This is a genomic window from Halopiger aswanensis, assembly GCF_003610195.1.
In the GTDB taxonomy this organism is placed as follows: Archaea; Halobacteriota; Halobacteria; order Halobacteriales; family Natrialbaceae; genus Halopiger; species Halopiger aswanensis.
This window is the reverse complement of record NZ_RAPO01000003.1, coordinates 44,423-66,085: the sequence shown is the minus strand read 5'-3', so window position 1 is coordinate 66,085 and position 21,663 is coordinate 44,423. Positions and strand designations below refer to the sequence as shown.

General features: G+C 63.3%; 23 protein-coding genes. 16 read left to right on the top strand and 7 right to left on the bottom strand.

The annotated features are described in order from the left end of the window. Positions 1-6 precede the first annotated feature (6 nt). The gene (locus ATJ93_RS14280) at positions 7-849 is read left to right on the top strand and encodes a polyprenyl synthetase family protein (protein WP_120245345.1); all 843 of its coding nucleotides are present in this window, start codon (positions 7-9) and stop codon (positions 847-849) included. 61 nt (positions 850-910) lie between these two features. Here the strand turns inward: ATJ93_RS14280 and ATJ93_RS14275 are convergent, their stop codons facing one another. Further along, positions 911-2,047: a DUF373 family protein gene (locus ATJ93_RS14275; RefSeq protein ID WP_120245344.1), complete on the bottom strand. Its 1,137-nt coding sequence runs from the start codon at positions 2,045-2,047 to the stop codon at positions 911-913. 260 nt (positions 2,048-2,307) lie between these two features. On the opposite strand from ATJ93_RS14275, the gene ATJ93_RS14270 reads away from it, so the two are divergent. Continuing rightward, complete coding sequence (locus tag ATJ93_RS14270; protein WP_120245343.1) at positions 2,308-3,303, top strand: radical SAM protein; 996 nt, start codon at positions 2,308-2,310, stop codon at positions 3,301-3,303. Between the two features lie 444 nt (positions 3,304-3,747). Continuing rightward, positions 3,748-4,545: a hypothetical protein gene (locus tag ATJ93_RS14265; RefSeq protein ID WP_120246010.1), complete on the top strand. Its 798-nt coding sequence runs from the start codon at positions 3,748-3,750 to the stop codon at positions 4,543-4,545. Between the two features lie 46 nt (positions 4,546-4,591). Here ATJ93_RS14265 and ATJ93_RS14260 read toward each other — a convergent pair whose 3' ends face one another. Next, on the bottom strand, positions 4,592-6,049 hold the full coding sequence (locus ATJ93_RS14260) for a helix-turn-helix transcriptional regulator (protein WP_245977582.1): 1,458 nt from the start codon (positions 6,047-6,049) through the stop codon (positions 4,592-4,594). A 44-nt stretch (positions 6,050-6,093) separates the two neighbouring features. Between ATJ93_RS14260 and ATJ93_RS14255 the strand changes: the two genes are divergently transcribed. Both ATJ93_RS14255 and ATJ93_RS14250 read left to right on the top strand, forming a co-directional pair. Then, complete coding sequence (locus tag ATJ93_RS14255; RefSeq protein ID WP_120245342.1) at positions 6,094-7,362, top strand: DUF7096 domain-containing protein; 1,269 nt, start codon at positions 6,094-6,096, stop codon at positions 7,360-7,362. Between the two features lie 104 nt (positions 7,363-7,466). Continuing rightward, positions 7,467-7,961, top strand: coding sequence for a type IV pilin (locus ATJ93_RS14250; protein ID WP_120245341.1), 495 nt, complete (start codon positions 7,467-7,469; stop codon positions 7,959-7,961). A gap of 10 nt (positions 7,962-7,971) precedes the next feature. On the opposite strand, the gene ATJ93_RS14245 is transcribed toward ATJ93_RS14250, so the two are convergent. Further along, positions 7,972-8,595 (bottom strand): methyltransferase domain-containing protein, encoded by a 624-nt coding sequence (locus tag ATJ93_RS14245; protein WP_120245340.1) that lies wholly within the window; start codon positions 8,593-8,595, stop codon positions 7,972-7,974. 156 nt (positions 8,596-8,751) lie between these two features. Here ATJ93_RS14245 and ahaH point away from each other — a divergent pair, with 156 nt between their 5' ends. The 8 genes from ahaH to ATJ93_RS14205 are packed head-to-tail and all read left to right on the top strand — an operon-like array spanning position 8,752 to position 16,758. Next, positions 8,752-9,084: an ATP synthase archaeal subunit H gene (gene ahaH / locus ATJ93_RS14240; protein ID WP_120245339.1), complete on the top strand. Its 333-nt coding sequence runs from the start codon at positions 8,752-8,754 to the stop codon at positions 9,082-9,084. A 4-nt stretch (positions 9,085-9,088) separates the two neighbouring features. Next, positions 9,089-11,323 carry a V-type ATP synthase subunit I gene (locus ATJ93_RS14235; RefSeq protein WP_211334067.1) on the top strand — a complete coding sequence of 745 codons (2,235 nt, stop codon included), beginning with the start codon at positions 9,089-9,091 and terminating at the stop codon, positions 11,321-11,323. 3 nt (positions 11,324-11,326) lie between these two features. Next, positions 11,327-11,599 (top strand): hypothetical protein, encoded by a 273-nt coding sequence (locus ATJ93_RS14230; RefSeq protein ID WP_120245337.1) that lies wholly within the window; start codon positions 11,327-11,329, stop codon positions 11,597-11,599. Positions 11,600-11,622: 23 nt separating this feature from the next. Further along, positions 11,623-12,204, top strand: a complete 582-nt coding sequence (locus ATJ93_RS14225) for a V-type ATP synthase subunit E (RefSeq protein ID WP_120245336.1) — start codon at positions 11,623-11,625, stop codon at positions 12,202-12,204. Beyond that, positions 12,201-13,250 carry a V-type ATP synthase subunit C gene (locus ATJ93_RS14220; protein ID WP_120245335.1) on the top strand — a complete coding sequence of 350 codons (1,050 nt, stop codon included), beginning with the start codon at positions 12,201-12,203 and terminating at the stop codon, positions 13,248-13,250. The genes ATJ93_RS14225 and ATJ93_RS14220 overlap by 4 nt, the downstream gene beginning before the upstream one ends. Next, positions 13,247-13,579: a V-type ATP synthase subunit F gene (locus ATJ93_RS14215; RefSeq protein ID WP_120245334.1), complete on the top strand. Its 333-nt coding sequence runs from the start codon at positions 13,247-13,249 to the stop codon at positions 13,577-13,579. The genes ATJ93_RS14220 and ATJ93_RS14215 overlap by 4 nt, the downstream gene beginning before the upstream one ends. Before the next feature lie 3 nt (positions 13,580-13,582). Continuing rightward, positions 13,583-15,346: an ATP synthase subunit A gene (locus ATJ93_RS14210; RefSeq protein WP_120245333.1), complete on the top strand. Its 1,764-nt coding sequence runs from the start codon at positions 13,583-13,585 to the stop codon at positions 15,344-15,346. Between the two features lie 2 nt (positions 15,347-15,348). After that, the gene (locus ATJ93_RS14205; RefSeq protein WP_120245332.1) at positions 15,349-16,758 is read left to right on the top strand and encodes an ATP synthase subunit B; all 1,410 of its coding nucleotides are present in this window, start codon (positions 15,349-15,351) and stop codon (positions 16,756-16,758) included. A 156-nt stretch (positions 16,759-16,914) separates the two neighbouring features. Here the strand turns inward: ATJ93_RS14205 and ATJ93_RS14200 are convergent, their stop codons facing one another. Further along, the gene (locus tag ATJ93_RS14200; RefSeq protein ID WP_211334066.1) at positions 16,915-17,262 is read right to left on the bottom strand and encodes a hypothetical protein; all 348 of its coding nucleotides are present in this window, start codon (positions 17,260-17,262) and stop codon (positions 16,915-16,917) included. A gap of 57 nt (positions 17,263-17,319) precedes the next feature. Between ATJ93_RS14200 and ATJ93_RS14195 the strand changes: the two genes are divergently transcribed. From ATJ93_RS14195 to ATJ93_RS14185, 3 genes are all read left to right on the top strand, one after another. Further along, a complete protein-coding gene (locus ATJ93_RS14195; protein WP_120245331.1) occupies positions 17,320-17,523 on the top strand; it encodes a zinc ribbon domain-containing protein in 204 nt (67 codons plus the stop codon). Between the two features lie 153 nt (positions 17,524-17,676). Next, complete coding sequence (locus ATJ93_RS14190; RefSeq protein WP_120245330.1) at positions 17,677-18,426, top strand: V-type ATP synthase subunit D; 750 nt, start codon at positions 17,677-17,679, stop codon at positions 18,424-18,426. Positions 18,427-18,505: 79 nt separating this feature from the next. Beyond that, positions 18,506-18,940 (top strand): DUF6276 family protein, encoded by a 435-nt coding sequence (locus ATJ93_RS14185; RefSeq protein WP_120245329.1) that lies wholly within the window; start codon positions 18,506-18,508, stop codon positions 18,938-18,940. A 181-nt stretch (positions 18,941-19,121) separates the two neighbouring features. Here ATJ93_RS14185 and ATJ93_RS14180 read toward each other — a convergent pair whose 3' ends face one another. From ATJ93_RS14180 to pan2, 3 genes are all read right to left on the bottom strand, one after another. After that, positions 19,122-19,520: a DUF5811 family protein gene (locus ATJ93_RS14180; RefSeq protein WP_120245328.1), complete on the bottom strand. Its 399-nt coding sequence runs from the start codon at positions 19,518-19,520 to the stop codon at positions 19,122-19,124. Between the two features lie 95 nt (positions 19,521-19,615). Next, complete coding sequence (locus ATJ93_RS14175) at positions 19,616-20,101, bottom strand: pyruvoyl-dependent arginine decarboxylase (RefSeq protein WP_120245327.1); 486 nt, start codon at positions 20,099-20,101, stop codon at positions 19,616-19,618. A gap of 310 nt (positions 20,102-20,411) precedes the next feature. Then, positions 20,412-21,644 (bottom strand): proteasome-activating nucleotidase Pan2, encoded by a 1,233-nt coding sequence (pan2, locus tag ATJ93_RS14170; RefSeq protein WP_120246008.1) that lies wholly within the window; start codon positions 21,642-21,644, stop codon positions 20,412-20,414. Positions 21,645-21,663 lie beyond the last annotated feature (19 nt).

Here is a 21,663-nt window from a genome sequence, read left to right as displayed (position 1 = left end):
CCGCCAATGGAACTTCTGGAGCGCCGTCGGGCGCTAATTGAGGAGCGTCTCATCGACGTCATCGACGGGGTCGATCCCGAGACGCTCAACGAGGAAGTTCGCCACGTCGCGCTGTCCGGCGGGAAGCGCGTGCGGCCGATGGTGACGGTGTTGGCCTGCGAAACGGTCGGCGGAACGGCCGAGGATGCAGTCGAGTTCGGCGTCGGCATCGAACTCGTCCACAACGCCTCGCTCGTCATCGACGACATCATCGACCGCTCGGAACTGCGCCGCGGGACCCCAAGCGCCTGGGCCGAGTTCGGCTACGGGCCGGCGATTATCGCCAGCGACGGCCTGCTCGGCGAAGCCTTTAGCCTCTTCTCGACGGATCCGGACGCAACCCGAGTCGTCGCCGACGCGATGGTCGAACTCGGCATCGGCGAGGCGACGGAGCTCTCGGCCAAGCCGGCCAACGAAGCGGAGTACATGACCCTTGCTCGCCGCAAGACCGGCGCCCTCTTTCGCGCCGCGGCCGAACTCGGAGCGATCGCCGCCGACTCCGAGCCGGTCACCGTCGAGGCGCTGGGCGAGTACGCCGAGCGCGTCGGCATCGCCTTCCAGATCCGGGACGACGTCTTAGATGCCGTCGCCGATCCCGAGGACCTCGGCAAGCCGACCGGCCACGACGCCGCCCTCGAGCGCCCCTCGGTCGTCCAGGTGACGGACCTCACGCCCGAAGAAGCGAACGCACGCGCGCGAGCGGAGGCCGACCGCGCGATCGACGCGCTCGATCGGGTCGAGGTCGCCGATCCCGAGGCCAAGGAGTACCTGCTCGAGCTGGCGGAATTCGTCGTCGAGCGCGAGCGGTAAGGCAGTAGTAGAAGCGTCGATTCGATACTCGGTTTCTCACCGCCCGGATTACGACCCGGAGTCAGGCGCTATCGGTCTGGCGCCTGCCCTCGGCGTCAGCATCGGCTTCCCTCTCGGCGTCCGAGTCCGTGTACCGCGACTCCAGTACTGCAAAGGCGAGCGTGCTCGCGATACCCAGCAGCGTGCCGGCGGTCAGGGCCGTCGCGAGGTAGCTGATCTCCACCTTATCGAGGAAGAAGGCGCTGACCGCGCGCAGGACGAGCGCGATCGAGACGACGTAGAACGGCGCGTTGAGGTACCGCCACTCGAGGGAACCGGCGATGTACTCGTCGGTGATCTGCCCGAGGCTGGTCGTCACGCCGGCGGCGGCGAGCCACTGGATCGAGCCGTAGACCAGCGCCGCGAGCATGACCGGCGCACTGACTTCGCCGGCCGTCGACTCCTGGATCGTCTCGAGTTCGTTCGTTCCGCTGACGCCGCCGAGGACGAACAGGGCCGCGGCGACGACGTACGCGAGCAGGGTCGTCCGGCCGGCGTACAGCGAGCGCCGGGCGCGCTCGACTGCCGTATCGAGTCGGTCGCCCAGCCCCAACCCGCGGGAGATGAGATAGAGCCCGAGCAGCGCCGAGGTCGTTCCGAGGACGAAGCCGGGCATCTCGAGGGCGCTGCCGATCAGCGCGAGCGGGTAGATTAGCAGCAGGATGCCGAGCGGGATCAGGACGGTCCCCCGCGTCTCGGGGTCGTCCAACACCTGCTTGATGGTGTAGTACATCGACTCCAAGTTCTGGGCCTGGCGGACGACGACGCGGCGCACGCCGTCGATAGGGACTCGCGACCGAATGACGGGGATGACGGATTCGTCCTGCGCCCCGTCGGTGATGACCAGGGCGGTGACGTCCTCGGCGGTCGAGAGACTCGCCAGGACGGTGTCGACTTCGTCCCCGACCTCGCGGTTGGCGGCGACGTCGCCGTCCTCGTTTCCGGTGACGACGGCGACTTCGACGCTCTCGTCGCGCTCGTCCAGATCGTCGTAGACGTGCAACCCCTGAAAGATGACGTTGACGTCTGAGTCCTCGGGGTCTTCGGTCGCAAGGGCGATGGCCGCCTCTTCGACGGGGTCGCGACCGATCACCGGCGTCGTGAAGCCGGTCTTGCGACCGAGGTCGTCGTCGAGGTCGACACACAGGACCAGCAGCATCGGTTCGTGGTTCGCGGGCGTGGTATTTCCGTTTTCTGGGTTCCCGAGCGATCGGTATCGAGTGAGGTAATAGCGACTACTACTCGGCCGTAAACAGTCATTATCTCCCGTCTATCCGCTCGCATCTCGCATCCGACGCTTGCTTCTATTCGTTCCGATTCGCTCTCGAGAATTGAACCGCGGTCCGTCGGAGGACACCCACTCACACACCGTTTCGAACCCGGTTCGCTTATTCCGCTGGAACCGCTCAGTGCGAGTAGATGATCTCAAAGGGCTGTGAGCAGTGCGCGAAAGGCGGCAAGATGGTCCTGTTCGTCTACGGTTACTGCGACCAGCGCGACTGCTTCTACTGCCCGCTCGGCGAGAACCGCAAGAACGTCACCGACGTCTACGCCAACGAGCGACGGGTCGAGGACGACCAGGACGTCATCGCCGAGGCAAAGCGGATGGACGCTCTGGGCACCTCGATCACCGGCGGCGAGCCCCAGGAGGCGCTGGACCGAACCTGCCACTACCTCTCCCTGCTCAAAGAGGAGTTCGGCGAGGACCACCACACCCACCTCTACACCGGCATCACCGGCGGCCGCGAGAACATGCGCCGCCTCTCAGAGGCCGGACTCGACGAAATCCGGTTCCACCCGCCCTACGAACAGTGGGGCGACCTCCACGGCACCGAATGGGAGGAGATTCTGTACATCGCCCGCGAAGAGGGGCTCACGCCCGCCTTCGAGATTCCGGGTATTCGGGCCGAAGAGGAATTCCTCGAGTTCTTGGACGAGGGCGCCGCCGACTTCTGTAACGTCAACGAGTTCGAGATGTCCCAGGGCAACTACCGCCGAATGCAGGAGCAAGGCTTCGAACTCAAGGAAGATCACATGAGCGCCGTCGACGGGTCGCGGGAGGAAATCCTCGAGGTGATGGGCGATCACGAGCAGGTCTACTTCTGTACCTCGGTGTTCAAGGACGCCGCCCAGCACCGCCGTCGGCTGAAGCGCATGGCCCGCAACGTCCGCCGCGAGTTCGACGACGTTACCGACGACGGCACCCTCGTCTACGGGAAAACGTACGCTGATCCCGAACGCTTCGAAGAATTGGGCGTCCCCGAGGAGTTCTACACCGTCAAGTCGAACCACGTCGAGGTCGCCTGGTGGCTCTTAGAGGAGATGATCGAGGAAGGCGACCTCGAGGACGGCGAAATCGTCGAGCAGTACCCGAGTTACGACGGGCAGGTCGTCGAACGGACGCCGCTAGCGTAGTGGTTGCACCGCGAGTGAGCGGAGCGAACGAGCGGCTTTTTGGTGCAGATTTTTGGAGGAGGGTGAGCGGAGCGAACCCGACGAGAAAAAGGTGCGCGTAAATCGTCGAGCAGTACCCGAGTTACGACGGGCAGGTCGTCGAACGGACGCCGCTAGCGTAGTGGTTGCACCGCGAGTGAGCGGAGCGAACGGGCGGCTTTTTGGTGCAGATTTTTGGAACAGTAATGGGCGACGCACACTCGCGATTACGCTCGAGAAACTGGTGCTAGAACGAGGGTTATAGTTGAGATATCTCGATTGTCCGCCGCGCAACGACCGTTCCGCTGCGCTCAACCGGACGAAAAATTCGATTCTCGGGGCTCCTCCTGCCGGTTCTCGATGGTGTCCCGGATGACGCTTATCGAGGTTGTAATAATGGCGCCGTTTCCGCTACGAGCGACTACGATGCGATTCAACGTCCGAACGCTCGCTGTGGTCGCAGTCGCACTGATGGTCGCCCTTTCGGGCTGTAGCGCCCTCGAGGGCGTCACCGAGAGCCAATCGAACGAGACGGCGGACCTCGAGAACGAGTCCGTCGGGGGTACCGAGACGAACGAAACCGAGGACGAAAACGAGTCGACGAGTCCGGACGACGAGTTGAGCGACGAGGGGACGGCCGACACTGACGACCCGACGAACGAGACAGAGGAGGAGAACGCGACCGGCGACGAAGCCGATAACACGGCGGACGCGGAGTGGTACCCGCCGGAAGAGCCGAACCGGCCGCTGGAAGACAAACGCGAGGACCGAATCGAGAGCGTCGAGTTCGTCGACACGGAACCCGCGGCCGACGGCGAGGGCTACTCGAACTTCAATCTCGAGGTCGTCGTCAACACGAGCATGGAGCGCGTCGATCCGGCGGAGCACGGTGACGTGGTCGGCGAACCGTACTTCTTCGTCAAGATCAACGAGGACGAACAGAAGATCGTCGAGCGAACGGAGCACGTCCGCATGGCGGAGAACGGCACGTTCCACATCGAGGTTCGACCGGCCGGCATCGAAGCGTTCGGCGAGGGGCCACTGACCGTCGAGGTCTTCCTGATGGACGAGGACAAGGACTGGGACGACATCTACGACTCCGTCGGGACGGAGATCTACTTCAACCCCGAGTCGAGTGCGGATTCCGACGATGACGGCGACGATCGAGAGGGGACGGAGTCAGCGACGACCACCGAGGACGATTCGAACGCGAGCGAGAACTAACTGCGAATATCTCGAGGCCGGACTCGGAATCACTCCGGACCGGCGATTAATCGACTTCCGTCGGATCGACTTCGGGGAGCGTGATGAGGTTCTCCCGACCGATCCGTAGCTTTTCGATCTCGCCGTCGTCGTCCATCTGCGAGAGCAACTGCGAGACTTTCGCATTCGACCAGCCCGTTTCTTTGACGATCGTCGCCTGTTTCATCCGTCCGCCGTTTCGCTTGAGCATCCGGTGGACGCGCTCCTCGTCGCTCAACAGTTCGGGGTCGATATCGTCGTCGGACTCCTCGTATTCGAACTGTGTACTAGGTGGCTCCGGTGATCCGGTATCGTTCCTGTGTGCAGAATCGCTCGTTTCAGGATCGGTAGCTGCCGAATCGGATGTCACCTGATCTTCAGGCCTTCTGACCGTGATTTCGTCGGTGACTCGTCCTGGATCGAGGGGAATTCCGATTGACTCCGACCGCTGTGCGTAGCGATACGCCAGATACCCGCCAAGTCCGGCTGCAATCAAAATCACGCCGATCAAACCCACCAACCATACTGAACTCGGCACGGGCGATGACGGTCCGGTCGATCCTCTGAGGAAGACGATCTCGAGTTCACTGGCTTCGAACTGATGGGGCCCGTCCCATGATAGCGACGACGGGGTCTCGAGCGCATAATTTTGAGGTGTCTCGACGACGAGCCGTTGTCCATCGTATAGCGAGAGCCAAACCTCATTCTCTTCGTCGGTTGCTTGGAACGCATCACCGAAGTAGATCCGGTCCCCGTCGACGCTCGCGAAGTTCGTCCATGTAAACGAGTATGCGATGACGCCAATCTGTGTTTCCTCATCGCCTTCGGTACTAGCGTGTTCTTCGTCGAGCGTGCGGAATTCAGGATCCGCCAGCTTTGCATTTTCGATCGTCATCTCACGACCGGTCGATGCTTCGGCTTGCGAGACGTACGGTTCGAACAGTTGTGCGTCGTACCGAGTGTCCTCATCGCCGCGTCTGATAGCATCCGCATACTCCTCGAGGGTCTCGATATCATCTTCGCCGGTTACGATGAACCGACTTTCGATCGTCCATCGAACGTCACCCTTTTCGGAGACGTTCAACCGAATGATCTGTTTCGGATCGGCTGCGGGAAGCGGTTCTTGCTCTTGGATGATTGGTTGCTGTGACTGGAACTGAGTCGTGTCCGCGGTCGATTGGTCGATCGGAAGAGATTGCAAGAGAGATCGATCGATAGTGGTCGGTGTGTGGTCGTCGGCTCCGGTAGTCGAAGCCGTCGATGCGACGGCAACTGGCCCGAAAGCAGCCGTCGCGAGGAGGACAGTGAGGGCAAGCGTAACGGCGGGGAGTAACCGCATGCGTACCAACGGGTGGTTTCCCCGAGAAAAAAACCCTTTCCATCGACGAATAAAACGTCTCCTCCTCGTGTGAAACGCCGTAAAACGTAAATACCAGTCACTTATTTGCCGTATTCGACCGCTAAAACTGGAGAAGCAAGAGTACAACTGGTGCGACCTGCTTTTATATCAGGAGTACATACGGTAGGACGATGAACCGCGCGATTCCTGCCCTCCTCGCGTTGGTACTCGTCCTCTCGCTTCCCGCGACGACGGTCGGTAGCGCGATGTTGGCTACTGACACCGAGCATGTTCGGGACGGGTCCGCTACACTCCCTGCTCTCCAACAAGAGACGGCGGAGACGCAATCAACTCCAGTCGAAATTGAGAACACAACGAATCGGCTTCCACTCGCTGGTGACGTTCGAGAAGATCACGTCGAATACAAGCCGGATCTCGGCGCGGCGCTCGCGAGCGCAGACGACGGCCTCCGGATCGATCACGAGCAGTATGTCCTCGCCGATAGCGAGTTCGAAGATGCGACCCCTGACGAACGGGTTGAGATGATCGAGACAGCTTACTCCCGAATTCAGGATCAGGTCGATACCTTAGAGCAGAGTGAACGAGAGGCTGTCCGTGCACACGCTAACGGCGAACGATCGACAGCTGAGGTTCTTGGCACGATTGCCCGAAACTACCAGAAGGCAGAGATACTCGACGGTGCGATCGCCGATCTCGAAGCGAAATCATACCGGACAAATGATTATTCGCTTTCGAACTCGAACCTGGGCGCTGATCGGGCTGTCCTCGACTTCCGCCGCACCGCGATTCGTACCGACCTCGCCACTGCACTACAATATCCGGCGACGGAGCCCAGTTCGGTGCGCCTTGAGACCTCGCAGAACGGCTATCGACTTTCGATGGTGGACGGCGGAAACTACCTTTCCGAGACGGTTCGGTTCGACAACCGTGACCTTACTCAGCCGGATCAGTTCGAGGAATACGAATCGATCGACCGCGCAGACGAACTGTATCCGTGGGCTTCGGAGTCGATCAGTGATCCGTTCCCGAATATGCAGGCTCACAGCGCTGAACGCGGATTCTACTCGATCGAGTACTTCCACAATCACGGTACGCTCGAGATCCACCTCGACGCTGGAACGGGCAACGTCTATCACGAGATTCAGAAGCTCTCGATCGGTTCACTGCCCGTAACCAATGAGCGGATGTACGCAGGCAACGGTCTCGAACTCTCGCTCAACGAAACGCCCGCGAACGGCCCCGTCGAGGTGACCGTTACCGATTCGCTGGACGAGCCGGAATCGGCGACGATCTCGATCGACGGGGTCGAAATCGGGACGACCGATGCCGATGACGGGACGCGCTGGATCATCCCGCCGAGCGACGAGTACGAATTGCAGACTGAGACGTCGTCCGGAATCCTCAACGCGACCGTTTCGCCTTCGGACGCCGACGAGTAGTTACCGACCGCCCCTCTCGGTTCGTTACTTCGTACTGCGAGACGGGAGTTCGAATCGCCGTTTCGATCCGACTGTTTATATAGTAAACCGCAACCAAACCCGGCGTGACCAGGCGAGCACCGGTTCGCAGATGGCCTTCCGATCGAAGCGTCAGTCCCGTCGTGGGAACGATTCTTCTGCTCGCCATCGCGGTCTGTGTCGCGGGCGTGCTTCTGGTCGGCGTCTCGACGTGGGTGCCCGCGTCATCGGCGACGACAATGGCATTCGAACTATCGGCCGATAGCGACCGATCGACGATTGCGATCGAACACCGGGTTGGCGGGACCGTCGACGTTCGGGAACTGTCGATCACGGTGATCGTCGACGGGGCGGAGCTATCCGAGCAGCCGCCGGTCCCGTTCGTCGGTGCAACCGGATACGACGGTGCGCCGACGGGGCCGTTCAACGCGAAGGCCGATCCGCAGTGGAGCGCTGGCGAACGAGCGTCGTTTACCGTCGCCGCGACGAACGATCCGCCGCTCGAGATGGGGGATCCGGTCCGGGTCAGGTTGGTTATCGGTGGCCGGGTGATCGCGGACCTAGAGGCGATTGCGAGATGAGCGAGGGGGCTTACTCCGGCGCACGCCCGATCGTCGTAATCGCAACCTCTGGATCGTAGGAGGGGCCCATGAACGCGTGTTTTACGTCTTCGAAGCCCGCGATCTTGAACATCGCGTCGGCCTCGTACTCGTCGTAAAACAGCATTATCGAATCGGCCAGATACTGCGCGAGGACGTTGTCGGGATAGTTCGGGCCGACGACCAGCACTTGGCCGCCGGGTTTCAGGACGCGACGGAACTCTCGCAGGGCGAGAATCGGGTTCGGCCAGTACTCGATCGAGCCCGACGACCAGACCACGTCGAAGGTGTCGGTCGCGAAGGGAAGTCGCTCGGCGTCGCCGCGGTGGAAGTGGACCGGCGGCGCCCGCTTGCCGAACTTCGCGTAGGCCTGCTCGAGTTGGTGTTCGCTCTGGTCGAGCGCGTAGACTTCGTCGACGTGCTCGAGCAGTCCTTCGGTCGCGAACCCGGTGCCACAGCCGACGTCGAGTACCGTCATGTCGTCCTCGAGATCGAGCAACTCGAGGGCGTCCGCGCGCATCTCCTCGGTCCAGATGAAGGGGTTCACCTGGTCGTAGACCTTCGAGAGGTACTTGTAGAACAGCCGGGCCCGGGCTTTGTTCTCGAGAATTCCCATCGGGAGTGAGTTTCGGTCGGATCGGGATATGTCTGCTGTTCCCGGTTCCGTCGGGGTTCGGTAATCGAAAGCTACCCGTCGATCGCGCGACCGGTGCGCGGGTGGCTTTCGCAACTACCATATACGCGCTCTATCAAACGTTCGCTTGCTTAGAGTATGCCGAGGCCAGAGGTTCTCGAACGAATACAGTCGGCGGAGTCGGACGCCGATGAAATCGTCGCAGAGGCGGAACAGGACCGCGACGAGCGAATAGCCGAGGCCCGGGAACGAGCCGAGGAGATTCGCACGGAAGCGGACCAAGAGGCACAGGAACTCAAAGAGCGCCGCCTCGAGGAGGCGCGCGAAGAAATCGATCAGGAGTGCGAGCGCGTCCTCGAGGAGGGCGAGCGCGAGCGGGCGGAACTCGCCGACCGCGCGCGGGATCGGGTCGACGAAGTGACCGACCACGTCGTCGAACTGTTCCAGGAGGACGTCCATGCTCAGACCTGAGCGCATGAGCAAGGTCTCGGTGGCCGGTTCCAAGGGCGTCATGCCCACGGTCATCGAGACGATCCACGAGCTGAACCTCGTCCACCTCTCGGACTACGACGGCTCCTGGGAGGGCTTCGACAACGGCAACCCGATCGAAGGGGCTGACGACGCCTCCGAGAAGCTGGTGACCGTTCGCGCCCTCGAGAGCACGCTTGACCTGTCCGAGTCCGAGGACGTCGAACCCCAACGGGGACGGCTCGCGGAGGACTGGGAGAACCGGCTCGAAGAGATCCGCACGCGGGTCAACGAGCTCGACGACCAGCGCAGCGACGTGCGCGACGACCTGCGGCAGGTCGAGGAGCGGATCGACCGCGTCGCACCCTTTGCGGAGCTGGGCATCGACCTCGACCTGCTGTCGGGGTACGAGACGATCGACGTCGTCGTCGGCGAAGGACGCGTCGCCGCCATCGAAGAGGCCCTGGAAGCGTCCGACGAGATCCGCGCGTACGAGACGTTCACCGGCGGCGACGTCGTCGCCGTCGCGGCCGCGCCGACCGAGGACGCCGGCGCGAATCCGATCGACGACGCACTCGTCGGTGTCGAGTTCACCCGTCACGAGGTGCCCGATACCGAGAAGAGCCCGTCGGCCTACGTCGACGAACTCGAGTCGCGCAAGGCCGACCTCGAGTCGCGTCTCGAGGAGATCGACGCCGAACTCGCAGAAATTCGCCTCGATGAGGGGCCGTTCCTCCTGCAAGCGGAGAACGAACTGTCGATCGAGGTCCAGCGCGCGGAGGCGCCGCTGCAGTTCGCGACGACGGACCGCGCGTTCGTCGCCGAGGGCTGGATTCCGACCGACGAGTACGACCGACTTGGCTCCGCGCTGCGGGACGCAGTCGGCGACAGCGTCGAGATCGAGGAGTTAGAGCGCGCCGACTACGACCGTCACGGTGCCCACTCCCACACGGAGGAAGTCCAGAAGGGCGCACCCGCCGCCGAAGCCGAGGACGACGAGCCGTCCCCCGAGGCGGACGAGGAGCCCCAGAAGGCCGTCACCGACGGCGGTTCCGCGGTGACGATGGGCGACGAACCGCCGACGGTCCAGAACAACCCCGGACCGGCCAAGCCGTTCGAGGTGCTGGTCCAGGCGGTCAACCGGCCGAAGTACAGCGAACTCGATCCGACGATCTTCCTGTTCCTGACGTTCCCGGCGTTCTTCGGGTTCATGATCGGGGACGTCGGCTACGGGATCCTGTACGTCGCCATCGGCGCGTACATGGCCACCCAGTTCGACAGCAAGGGCATCACCAGCCTCGGCGGCGTCGCCATCTGGGCCGGGGTGTTCACGATCCTGTTCGGGATCATCTACGGCGAGATCTTCGGACTGCACATCCTCGGCGAAGTGCTGTTCCACGACCTGCTGCACAGCGAGCTCCTGCCCCTCAACAAGGGTCTCGAGCCGGCGGCAGCTGACTTCGCACTCGGCTGGATGGTCGTGAGCGTGCTCGCCGGGATCGTCCACCTGAACATCGGGTACATCCTGGACTTCTACGAGAACCTCAGCCACGGCGTCAAGGACGCCGTCTTCCACAGCGGCTCGTGGCTCCTGATGCTCAACGGCATCTGGATCTGGATCTTCTCGCGGCAGGCAGCGGGCACGAAGCCCGGCTTCCTGTTCGAGACGTTCGCGAGCGATGGTCCGTTCCCCATCGGGTTCACTGGCTTCCCGGAGTGGGTACTCGTGACGATTCCGCTTGGATTCGCCGACTTCCCGCTCTCGGCGCCGTTGCTCGTCTTCTTCATCGGGTTCGCGCTGCTGATCATCAGCGAACCGATCGAAGCAGTCGAGTTCATCGACGTCATCGTCAACGTCTTCTCGTACACCCGAATGGGCGCAGTGTTGCTCGCGAAGGCCGGCATGGCCTTCGTGGTCAACCTGCTGTTCTTCGGCGGGTACGAGGACCCTGAGGGCGCATTCCACTTCCTGCGGAACCACGAACCGAGCTACGTCGCCGAACACTACGGCGAAGGCGCCGAGGTCATCTTCGGCGGCCTCATGCACTCGGGGACCGCAGGGCTGCTCGGCGGCCTCGTCATTCTAGTCGTCGGACACCTCGTCGTGTTAGCGCTTGGCGTGACAAGCGCCGGCTTACAGGCTGTGCGCCTCGAGTACGTCGAGTTCTTTAACAAGTTTTATGACGGCGGTGGGGAGAAATACGAACCGTTCGGACACGATCGAACCTACAGCGAGGACTAACCAATGATGGAACCACTGACAGCGTTCACGGAAGTTGTACTGCAGAACGGAGAAACCGCCGGCGAAGCCGCGCCGTTCCTGAACGACGCGGGTGCCGCTGCGATCGCGGTCGGTCTCGCTGCGCTCGCATCGGGTTACGCCGAGCGCGGTATCGGTGCGGCTGCCGTCGGTGCACTGGCCGAGGACGACGACCTGTTCGTTCCCGGGCTGATCATGACCGTCCTGCCTGAGACGCTCGTGATCCTGGCTCTGGTCGTCGTCTTCATCGTCGGATAACCCCTTTCCCGTTTCTTTCACCAATGAGTTTGGACACAGTCGTTGAAGACATTCGGGAAGAGGCCCACGCGCGTGCGGAGGAAATCCGTGCCGAGGGCGAGTCTCGAGCCGACGAGATCGAGTCGGCCGCCGAGGCGGACGCCGAGGCGACCCTCGAGGAGGCCGAGCGGGAGGTCGACCGCGAGATCGACCAACTGCGCGAACAGCGCCTCTCCAGCGCGAAGCTGGAGGCGAAACAGAAGCGCCTGGAGGCGCGCCGAGACGTCCTCGGCGAGGTCCGCGAGCAGGTCGAGGAGGAACTCGCCTCGCTCGACGGAGACTCCCGTGAGGAGCTCACTCGCGACCTGCTCGAGGCCGCCGGTACCGAGTTCGACGCGGGCGACGACGTCAACGTCTACGGTCGCGAGGACGACCAGGAACTGATCGAGTCGATCCTCGAGGACTACGACGGCTACGAGTACGCCGGCGAGTACGACTGCCTCGGCGGCGTCGTCGTCGAGAGCGACCAGTCCCGCGTCCGGGTCAACAACACCTTCGACTCGGTGCTCGAGGACGTCTGGGAAGATAACCTCCAGGAGATCAGCAACCGACTCTTCGAACAATGAGCCTCGGTGCCTCGAACACGGAGTACGTCAACGCTCGCGTTCGGTCGCGACGAGCCAAGCTGTTCGACGACGAGGATTACCGCAAGCTGGTCCGAATGGGGCCGAGCGAGATCGCTCGGTTCATGGAGGAGTCGGAGTACGAACGTGAGATCAACGAGCTCGGGGCACGCTTTTCGGGAGTCGATCTGATCGAGTACGCGTTGAACCGCAACCTCGCGAAGCACTTCCAGGACCTGCTGGACTGGGCGGAGGGACGGCTCTACGACCTGATCAGCCGGTACCTCCGGAAGTTCGACGTCTGGAACGTCAAGACGATCATCCGCGGGATCTACACCGACACGCCCGCGGAGGAGATCCAGACGGACCTCATCCGTGCCGGCGAACTCGACGACGCGATGCTCGATCGACTGCTCGAGGTCGACGAGATCGAAGACGTCGTCGAACTCCTCTCGGACACCATCTACTACGAGCCGCTCTCGGCGGGGCTCGAGGAGTTCGAGGAGACCGGCACACTCGTCCCGCTCGAGAACGCCTTAGACCGGGAGTTCTACGAGCACCTGCTCGACGACCTCGGTCGTCCCGAGGAGGGGCCGGAAGCGAAGTACGTCGAGTTTCTGGAAGCCGAGATCGACTTCCGCAACGCCCGCAACGCCCTGCGGCTCGCACGCAGCGGCGCCGACCTCGATCCTGCGGCCTACTACATCGCAGGCGGCGTGTTGTTCGACGAATCGGAGCTGAGTCGGCTCGTCGCCGACTACGACGAACTCGTCGACCACATCGACGACAGTCGGTACGGCGATCGACTCTCGGGTGCACTCGATCGGCTGCGCGACGCTGACAGCCTTATCCAGTTCGAGCACGCACTAGACGCTGCGTTGCTCGAGTACGCGGACACCCTCTCGAGCATCTACCCGGTGTCGGTGTCGGCCGTGCTGTCGTACATCCTCGCCAAGGAGCGCGAGGTCGAGAACATCCGCGCGATCGCGCGGGGCCGCGAGGTCGGACTCGAGGAAAGCGAGATCGAGGAGGAACTGGTGATCCTATGAGCCAGGAAATCGCAGTCGTCGGCAGTCCGGAGTTTACGACCGGCTTCCGCCTCGCGGGAGTCCGTCGCTTCGAGAACGTGCCGGACGACGAGAAAGGCACAGACTTAGACGACGCCGTCACGGACGTTCTGAACGATGACGACGTCGGCATCGTCGTCATGCACGACGACGACCTCGAGTACCTCTCTCGAGGCGTTCGCCAGAACGTCGAGACGAGCGTCGAACCGGTCGTCGTCACCATCGGGAGCGGCACCGGTGGCGGCGGACTGCGCGACCAGATCAAGCGTGCGATCGGTATCGACCTGATGGAAGAGGACGAAGAGAGCTAAACTATGAGCCAGGCAGAAGACATCGAATCCGTCGACGAAGACGGTGTAATCGAAAGCGTGAGCGGTCCGGTTGTGACCGCCACGGACCTCGACGCCCGGATGAACGACGTCGTCTACGTCGGCGACGAAGGGCTGATGGGCGAGGTCATCGAGATCGAAGGGAACCTGACCACGATTCAGGTCTACGAGGAAACGTCCGGCGTCGGCCCGGGCGAACCCGTCGAGAACACGGGCGAGCCCCTTTCCGTCGACCTCGGACCGGGCATGATGGACTCCATCTACGACGGTGTCCAGCGCCCGCTCGACGTCCTCGAGGACAAGATGGGGACCGCGTTCCTCGACCGCGGGGTCGACGCCCCCGGTATCGACCTCGAGAAGGAGTGGGAGTTCACCCCCGAAGTCGAGGAAGGTGACGAGGTCGAACCCGGTGACGTCGTCGGGATCGTTCCCGAGACCGTCACGATCGACCACAAGGTCATGGTGCCGCCGGACTACGAGGGCGGCGAAGTGACGTCGGTCGAGAGCGGCGAGTTCACCGTCGAGGAGACGGTCGTCGAACTCGACAACGGCGAGGAGATCCAGATGCGCCAGGAGTGGCCGGTCCGTGAGGCCCGCCCCGCCGGCGACAAGGAGACGCCGACCGAGCCCCTCGTGACCGGGCAGCGCGTCCAGGACGGGCTGTTCCCGCTCGCGAAGGGCGGAACGGCCGCCATTCCGGGTCCGTTCGGGTCCGGAAAGACCGTCACCCAGCAGCAACTCGCCAAGTGGTCCGACGCGGACATCGTCGTCTACATCGGCTGTGGCGAGCGCGGCAACGAGATGACCGAGGTCATCGAGGACTTCCCGGAACTGCCGGACCCCCAGACCGGGAACCCGCTGATGGCCCGGACCTGCCTCATCGCCAACACGTCGAACATGCCCGTCGCAGCCCGCGAATCCTGCATTTACACGGGCATCACGATCGCGGAGTACTACCGCGACATGGGCTACGACGTCGCGCTGATGGCCGACTCCACCTCACGGTGGGCCGAGGCCATGCGCGAAATCTCCTCCCGACTCGAGGAGATGCCCGGCGAGGAGGGGTACCCCGCGTACCTCGCGGCTGCGCTCTCGGAGTTCTACGAGCGCGCCGGCAAGTTCCAGCTGCTGGGCGGCGGCGAAGGCTCGATTTCGGTCGTCGGCGCGGTCTCGCCGCCGGGCGGCGACTTCTCCGAGCCGGTCACCCAGAACACGCTGCGTATCGTCAAGACGTTCTGGGCGCTGGACGCCGACCTCGCGGAGCGTCGGCACTTCCCCTCGATCAACTGGAACGAGTCCTACTCGCTGTACAAGGACCAGCTCGACCCGTGGTGGGAGTCGAACGTCGCGGACGACTGGGCCGAGGTTCGCCAGTGGGCCGTCGACGTGTTAGACGAGGAGGACGAACTGCAGGAGATCGTCCAGCTCGTCGGGAAGGACGCCCTGCCGGAGGACCAGCAGCTCACGCTCGAGGTCGCTCGCTACCTGCGTGAGGCCTGGCTCCAGCAGAACGCCTTACACGACGTCGACACCTACTGTGAACCGGAGAAGACCTACCGGATGCTCCAGGCCATCAAGACGTTCAACGACGAGGCCTTCGAGGCGCTTGACGCTGGCGTCCCGGTCGACGAGATTCAGGACGTCGACGCCGCGCCGCGGCTCAACCGGATGGGTACTGCCGAGGACTGGGAGGACTTCATCGACGAGATCGAAGCGGATCTCAAGGAACAACTGCGAGCACTGTACTAACGATGAAAGAATATCAAACGATCACGGAAATCAGCGGTCCGCTGGTGTTCGCCGAGGTCGACGAGCCCGTCGGGTACGACGAGATCGTCGAGATCGAAACGCCGCAGGGTGAGACCCTGCGCGGACAGGTACTGGAATCGAGCGAGGGCATCGTCTCGATCCAGGTGTTCGAGGGGACCGGCGGCATCGACCGCAACGCCTCCGTGCGCTTCCTGGGCGAGACGATGAAGATGCCCGTCACCGAGGATCTGCTCGGGCGGGTGCTCGACGGCTCCGGGAACCCGATCGACGGCGGCCCGGAGATCGTCCCGGACAAGCGACAGGACATCGTCGGGAAGGCGATCAACCCCTACTCGCGGGAGTATCCGGAGGAGTTCATCCAGACCGGCGTCTCCGCCATCGACGGCATGAACACGCTGGTTCGCGGCCAGAAGCTGCCGATCTTCTCCGGCTCCGGCCTGCCCCACAACGAACTCGCGCTCCAGATCGCGCGACAGGCGACCGTGCCGGAAGAAGAGGGCGAAGGCGGCTCGGAGTTCGCCGTCATCTTCGGCGCGATGGGCATTACTCAGGAAGAGGCAAACGAGTTCATGGACGACTTCGAGCGCACGGGCGCACTCGAGCGGTCGGTCGTCTTCATGAACCTCGCGGACGACCCGGCCGTCGAGCGCCAGGTCACGCCGCGACTCGCGCTCACCACGGCCGAGTACCTGGCCTTCGAGAAGGACTACCACGTGCTGGTCATCCTCACGGACATGACCAACTACTGTGAGGCGCTCCGTGAGATCGGTGCCGCACGCGAGGAGGTCCCGGGTCGCCGTGGCTACCCCGGGTACATGTACACCGACCTGGCCCAGCTCTACGAGCGCGCCGGTCGTATCGAGGGCAAGGACGGATCAGTCACGCAGATTCCGATCCTGACGATGCCCGGCGACGACGACACCCACCCGATTCCGGACCTGACCGGCTACATTACCGAGGGCCAGATCGTGATGGATCGGGACCTAAACAGCCAGGGTATCGAGCCGCCGATCAACGTCCTGCCCAGCCTGTCCCGGCTGATGGACGACGGTATCGGCGAGGGCCTGACCCGCGAGGACCACGGCGACGTCTCCGACCAGATGTACGCCGCGTACGCGGAGGGTGAGGACCTGCGCGACCTCGTGAACATCGTCGGTCGCGAAGCCCTCTCCGAGCGGGACAACAAGTTCCTCGACTTCGCCGACCGCTTCGAGGAAGAGTTCGTCCAGCAGGGGTACGACACCAACCGCTCGATCGAGGACACCCTCGAGCTCGGCTGGGACCTGCTGTCGGATCTCCCGAAGGCGGAACTCAACCGTATCGACGAGGAACTCATCGAGGAGCACTACCGCGAGGACGAAACCGAAGCGGCCGAAGTGACGGCCGACTGATCGCGGCTCGTCGCTCGCCACTTCCGATTCTCGGATCGCACTTTCGATCGACCGTTTTTCCTTGGTTTACCGTCGAACAGTCAGCGGTCGCTCTCCGTCGCGATGCAATTCCCGCATGTCTACGACAACCGCTTCCGTGTGAGAAAGATACGGAGATTAGCGGTGCCGGTCGTCTCGAGTCCCGTTCTCCCGGTCGACGTCCCACGACGAATCGTCCCCCCGGTGTTCCGACGGACTCCCCCACCCGGTAGTCTCGTCACGATCGTCGTCGACTCGATCCGCGATCGCGTGCTCCCGGTCGGACCCGCTTGAGTCAGCCGTCGGCTCCGAAGCCGATGTGCTCGATCGTGACCCACCTCGGCCGCCGCGTTCTTTCGCGATCCGCTCGGCGTCCGCGCGGTCGACGACCGTTGTATTCGACGTCTCGTTCTCGATCGCCACCCAGAGCACGAGCGGGACCGCCACTGCGAACAGGAGCATGAGGACGACGAACGCGGCGGACATAGCTAGCGCTGTCCGCTCGAGCACAAAGACTTTATCGAATGACACGAACGTCGAGATATGAAAGACGACGAGCGCGGCTGTCCGAAGTGTGGGCACACGGAGACCGAAATGGACGAGATCGCAACGACCGGCTCCGGTCTCTCGAAGATGTTCGACATCCAGAACCGCAAGTTCATGGTCGTCAGCTGTACGAACTGCGGCTACTCCGAGCTGTATCGCGGCCAGACCTCGGGGAATATGGTCGACCTTTTCCTGGGCTGAGCCGGTCGTCGAGACTCGGTTTCGTACACCGCCTCGAGTTCGACGGCGGCGCTGCCGTTGTCCGGACGAGCACGGCGACGGACGCGCTCTCGCGACCGACGCCGCAAAAAACTGTAAACAGTTATCCGACTGGGGGCGCAAGGTTCCCCCAAGATGGCCAAGGACGTCAAGCCCACCCGCAAGAACCTGATGGAGATCGAGGACCGCATCGAACTCTCCGAGCGGGGGCACGGCACACTCGAGAAGAAACGGGACGGGCTGATCATGGAGTTCATGGACATCCTGGACAAGGCCCAGGACGTCCGCGGTGATCTGGCCGACGACTACGAACAGGCCCAGAAGAAGATCAACATGGCACGGGCCATGGAGGGCGACGTCGCGGTTCGCGGGGCCGCCGCCGCGCTGCAGGAACACCCCGAGATCACCACCGAGTCCAAGAACATCATGGGCGTCGTCGTCCCGCAGATCGAATCCTCCCGCGTCTCCAAGAGTCTCGACGAGCGCGGCTACGGGATCATGGGCTCGTCGGCCCGCATCGACGAGGCCGCCGAAGCCTACGAGGACCTCCTCGAGAGCATCATTCTCGCCGCCGAGGTCGAGACGGCGATGAAAAAGATGCTCCGCGAGATCGAGACGGCCAAGCGCCGCGTCAACGCGCTGGAGTTCAAGCTCCTGCCCGAACTCTACGACAGCCAGGAGTACATCGAGCAGAAACTCGAGGAGCAAGAGCGCGAGGAGACCTTCCGCCTGAAGAAGATCAAGGAGAAGAAGGAAGCCGAGGAGAAAGAAGAACAGCGTAAGGAAGCCGAGGAAGCTGAGGCGAAGGAAGCCGAAGAAGAACAGGACGAACTCGAGGACGTCCAGCCCGATACCGCCGCGCAGTCGCCTGCGGCGAACCAGTAACGCTCCCACCACAGTACACACGAGCGGACGTCCGCCGCCCCAGTACCCTCGTCGCCCGTCAATTTGTCTTTCAGTTTCGATGGTCCATTCACAATCTCAGTCCTGTCCCGAGTGTCGGACGTCGATGCTTTGCGTTTCGGTTCCCGACGAGTACCGAGACTACGCACCCGATGAAGCCCGAACCGTCGCGTTCTGTCCGCACTGTCTTACGCTCGAGTCCGTTGCTACCGCGAGAGCGGAAGAACCGAACGCGGATGAGTACGACCCCGACTTCCGCCGTGTCAGCGATGCGTTCCCAACTGAACCCGAGCGAGCGATCCCGCTGGCTCTCGCGCTCGGGTTGTGTTCGTCACTAGCGACGAACCGCTCGGCGATCGAGTCGCTGCTCCGCGCGGTCGAACGCGCCGGGACGGATCCGCTTCTCGTGATCGACCGCCTTGTTGCCGATCCCGAAGTCGAGCCAGCGATCGATCTCGAGCGGCGCCAGCACCAACTCGAGCAACTGCTGTACTGAACGTGCACTCGTCGCTCGTCGTTCGACTCGAGGTGCATAGAGTAGGGTCCGTTCTGTGAGACCGGAGTCAGAGTTGGAGTCAGAGACGGAACCGAAGTCGGAAGCAAAATGGGGACCCGATCGCGATACGAGGGGGTCAGCGATCGTAAACCCTACCGCAACGCCGCGGTCGACTCTCGATCTACTTCCCGGTCGGCTTGACGTTACTGCTCATCGCCTGTTTCATCTGGAGCGCGGCGCTGGCGGCCAGCCCGCGGGCAACTTCGTCGCGTTCGTCGGGATCGATAACCTCGCCTTCGGACGCGTCGTCCTCGAAATTCGGCGTGAAGCCGGCACTGACGGCGTGGCCGACCGGAGGGCGAACGGCAACGGTCACCTGCGGCCCGGTGGCGCCGGTCGAGATCTGGGAGTCGACGACGTACTCGTCGGGGAGGAACTCCCGCGTGCGGGCCGCAATCCGGGAGACGTCGCGGTGGAGCAGCCGTTTCTGTGCGCTCGAGATGTCAGGAACGTCCGCTGCGGCGCGCTGCCCTGCGGCCGTCTCTCCCGGCAACCCTGCGTACGGCGTATTTCCGTTCATGAGAAGTGTGTATGGATATCATGGGTCCGACGGATCAAAAGGGTTCGGCTTCGTACAGTCTTCCTCCGCATCCGTCTCGAGCGCTGTCGTGCGCGTCAGAGAATCGGTTCGCTCTCGCCGTAGACGGCAAGCACCAGCGCCGTCGTGTACGTTCCGGACTCGGCCTGGCCGCTCTCGACCGCGACCCGCGGCTCGGTAAACTCCCAGTCGCGAAGTTCCTGCCCCGCGGCCAGCCCCTCGCGGACGCGTCGTTCGACGTCCTCGCGGTCCATTTCACCGGCCGTCTCGTAGAACAGGCCCGGCCCGTCGTCGACGGATTGGGACCAAGCCAGCGCCGCGCTCACCCGACCGGGTCCTGCGGACGTGGCACGCGCTTCGACGACGGTCAGGCGCTCGCCAGCGGGACCGAGGTCGGGCGCCGTGCCGACGGCCTCGACGTCGACACCCGCCGGGATCACGGAGGAAACGGAAACGAGATTGTAGTTCTCGACGCCCGCTTCCGCCAGCGCGGCGTCGTAAGAGGCCATCGCCGTGGGCGCCGAGGCGACACCCCAGACGACGCGAATCGTACTCGAGGTCATATCCGTGTTCGGAGACGAGCGGCGTAAGGGCTTGCGATTCGCGGGTGGCTCGAAGGGGACGGATCACACCGAACCCACCTGATCGAACCACGGTGGCCGCGAGCAGTGTCCGAAGAACTGAGGACGCTGCGAGTCGGGGGAGGGCAGGCTATCCCACCGAAATTGACCGCGAGCGAAGCCGCAGGCTGAGCGAGCGGGCCGACGACTGACTCGAAGCGAGCGCAGCGAGCGGAGAGGAAGGAGGAGTGCTTTTAATCGGATTTTTGCCGAGGGTGCGCCGAAGGCGCACCCGTAGAGCAAAACTTCGTTCTTATTGGTAGAAGTACCCGGCCGAAGAGATCACGTCGCTCGAGTCGTCGTTCTCGATCTTCTCTAAGGCCTCGACGAAGTCCTGGTGAGTGACTTCGTTGCGCTCGTTGCGGATAGCGAACATGCCGGCCTCGGTGGCGAGGCTCTCGATGTCGGCCCCGGAGTAGCCCTCAGTATCGTCGGCGAGGGCGTCGAAGTCGACCCCATCGGCGATGTTCATGTCGCGGGTGTGGATCTCGAGGATCTGCTCGCGGCCGTCGCGGTCGGGTTCGGGGACCTCGATGAGGCGGTCGAACCGGCCCGGACGAAGGATCGCGCGGTCGAGCATGTCGAAGCGGTTGGTGGCGGCGATGATACGGATTTCACCGCGGGCCTCGAAGCCGTCCATTTCCGAGAGCAGTTGCATCATGGTGCGCTGGACCTCGGCGTCGCCGGAGGTCTTGGACTCCGACCGCGTCGTGGCGATGGCGTCGATCTCGTCGATGAAGATGATGGCGGGCTCGCGCTCGCGGGCCATCTCGAAGAGGTCGCGGACGAGCCGCGAGCCTTCGCCGATGAACTTGCGGACGAGTTCGGAGCCGGCCATCTTGATGAAGGTGGCGTCGGTCTTGTTGGCGACGGCCTTCGCGAGCATCGTCTTGCCGGTGCCCGGCGGGCCGTACAGCAGGACGCCGCTGGGCGGTTCGATGCCGACTTCGTCGAAGACTTCGGGCTCGGAGAGGGGCTGCTCGACGGCTTCGCGGACCTCGCGGACCTGCTCGTCGATGCCGCCGATGTCCTCGTAGCCGACCTCGGGCTTCTCGGTGATCTCCATCGACTGGGCGCGCGCGTCGGTCTCGGCGTCCAGCACGGTCTGGATCGCAAAGGAGTCGTTGACGGCGACGCGATCGCCGGGTTCGACGCGGTCGGCGACGCGCGGCGAGACCTCGGTGAGGACCTCCTGATTGTTGCCGTGTTGCTTGACGACGACCTCGTCGTCGGCCATCACGTCCTCGACGGTCGCGATGTACAGCGAGGAACTCTTGAGCGTCTCGTTCTCGCGCTCGACGCGGTCGACTTTCTCGCGGAGTTGCTCGCGGCGCTTCTCGGCCTCGTCGAGCTGGTCGGAGAGCTGTTCGTGGACGTCGACGATATCGTCGAAATGATCGCGCAGCGCCTCGAGCCGCTCGTCGTCGGGCAGATCGGGGTCGATATCGCGATGGGGTCGTTCGGGAAGAGAGGGGCTTCGAGACATCTTGACGTACACGGATAAG

Excerpts from the sequence above, each read along its gene's own strand:
- ATJ93_RS14200 (WP_211334066.1), bottom strand. The coding sequence starts at position 17,262 with ATGTCCGCCGCGTTCGTCGTCCTCATGCTCCTGTTCGCAGTGGCGGTC.
- ATJ93_RS14185 (WP_120245329.1), top strand. The coding sequence starts at position 18,506 with ATGGTCCATTCACAATCTCAGTCCTGTCCCGAGTGTCGGACGTCGATG.
- ATJ93_RS14175 (WP_120245327.1), bottom strand. The coding sequence starts at position 20,101 with ATGACCTCGAGTACGATTCGCGTCGTCTGGGGTGTCGCCTCGGCGCCC.
- ahaH (WP_120245339.1), top strand. The coding sequence starts at position 8,752 with ATGCCGAGGCCAGAGGTTCTCGAACGAATACAGTCGGCGGAGTCGGAC.
- ATJ93_RS14230 (WP_120245337.1), top strand. The coding sequence starts at position 11,327 with ATGATGGAACCACTGACAGCGTTCACGGAAGTTGTACTGCAGAACGGA.
- ATJ93_RS14270 (WP_120245343.1), top strand. The coding sequence starts at position 2,308 with ATGATCTCAAAGGGCTGTGAGCAGTGCGCGAAAGGCGGCAAGATGGTC.
- ATJ93_RS14180 (WP_120245328.1), bottom strand. The coding sequence starts at position 19,520 with ATGAACGGAAATACGCCGTACGCAGGGTTGCCGGGAGAGACGGCCGCA.
- ATJ93_RS14280 (WP_120245345.1), top strand. The coding sequence starts at position 7 with ATGGAACTTCTGGAGCGCCGTCGGGCGCTAATTGAGGAGCGTCTCATC.
- ATJ93_RS14275 (WP_120245344.1), bottom strand. The coding sequence starts at position 2,047 with ATGCTGCTGGTCCTGTGTGTCGACCTCGACGACGACCTCGGTCGCAAG.
- ATJ93_RS14255 (WP_120245342.1), top strand. The coding sequence starts at position 6,094 with ATGAACCGCGCGATTCCTGCCCTCCTCGCGTTGGTACTCGTCCTCTCG.
- ATJ93_RS14235 (WP_211334067.1), top strand. The coding sequence starts at position 9,089 with ATGAGCAAGGTCTCGGTGGCCGGTTCCAAGGGCGTCATGCCCACGGTC.
- ATJ93_RS14265 (WP_120246010.1), top strand. The coding sequence starts at position 3,748 with ATGCGATTCAACGTCCGAACGCTCGCTGTGGTCGCAGTCGCACTGATG.
- ATJ93_RS14195 (WP_120245331.1), top strand. The coding sequence starts at position 17,320 with ATGAAAGACGACGAGCGCGGCTGTCCGAAGTGTGGGCACACGGAGACC.
- pan2 (WP_120246008.1), bottom strand. The coding sequence starts at position 21,644 with ATGTCTCGAAGCCCCTCTCTTCCCGAACGACCCCATCGCGATATCGAC.
- ATJ93_RS14210 (WP_120245333.1), top strand. The coding sequence starts at position 13,583 with ATGAGCCAGGCAGAAGACATCGAATCCGTCGACGAAGACGGTGTAATC.
- ATJ93_RS14225 (WP_120245336.1), top strand. The coding sequence starts at position 11,623 with ATGAGTTTGGACACAGTCGTTGAAGACATTCGGGAAGAGGCCCACGCG.
- ATJ93_RS14215 (WP_120245334.1), top strand. The coding sequence starts at position 13,247 with ATGAGCCAGGAAATCGCAGTCGTCGGCAGTCCGGAGTTTACGACCGGC.
- ATJ93_RS14220 (WP_120245335.1), top strand. The coding sequence starts at position 12,201 with ATGAGCCTCGGTGCCTCGAACACGGAGTACGTCAACGCTCGCGTTCGG.
- ATJ93_RS14205 (WP_120245332.1), top strand. The coding sequence starts at position 15,349 with ATGAAAGAATATCAAACGATCACGGAAATCAGCGGTCCGCTGGTGTTC.
- ATJ93_RS14190 (WP_120245330.1), top strand. The coding sequence starts at position 17,677 with ATGGCCAAGGACGTCAAGCCCACCCGCAAGAACCTGATGGAGATCGAG.
- ATJ93_RS14245 (WP_120245340.1), bottom strand. The coding sequence starts at position 8,595 with ATGGGAATTCTCGAGAACAAAGCCCGGGCCCGGCTGTTCTACAAGTAC.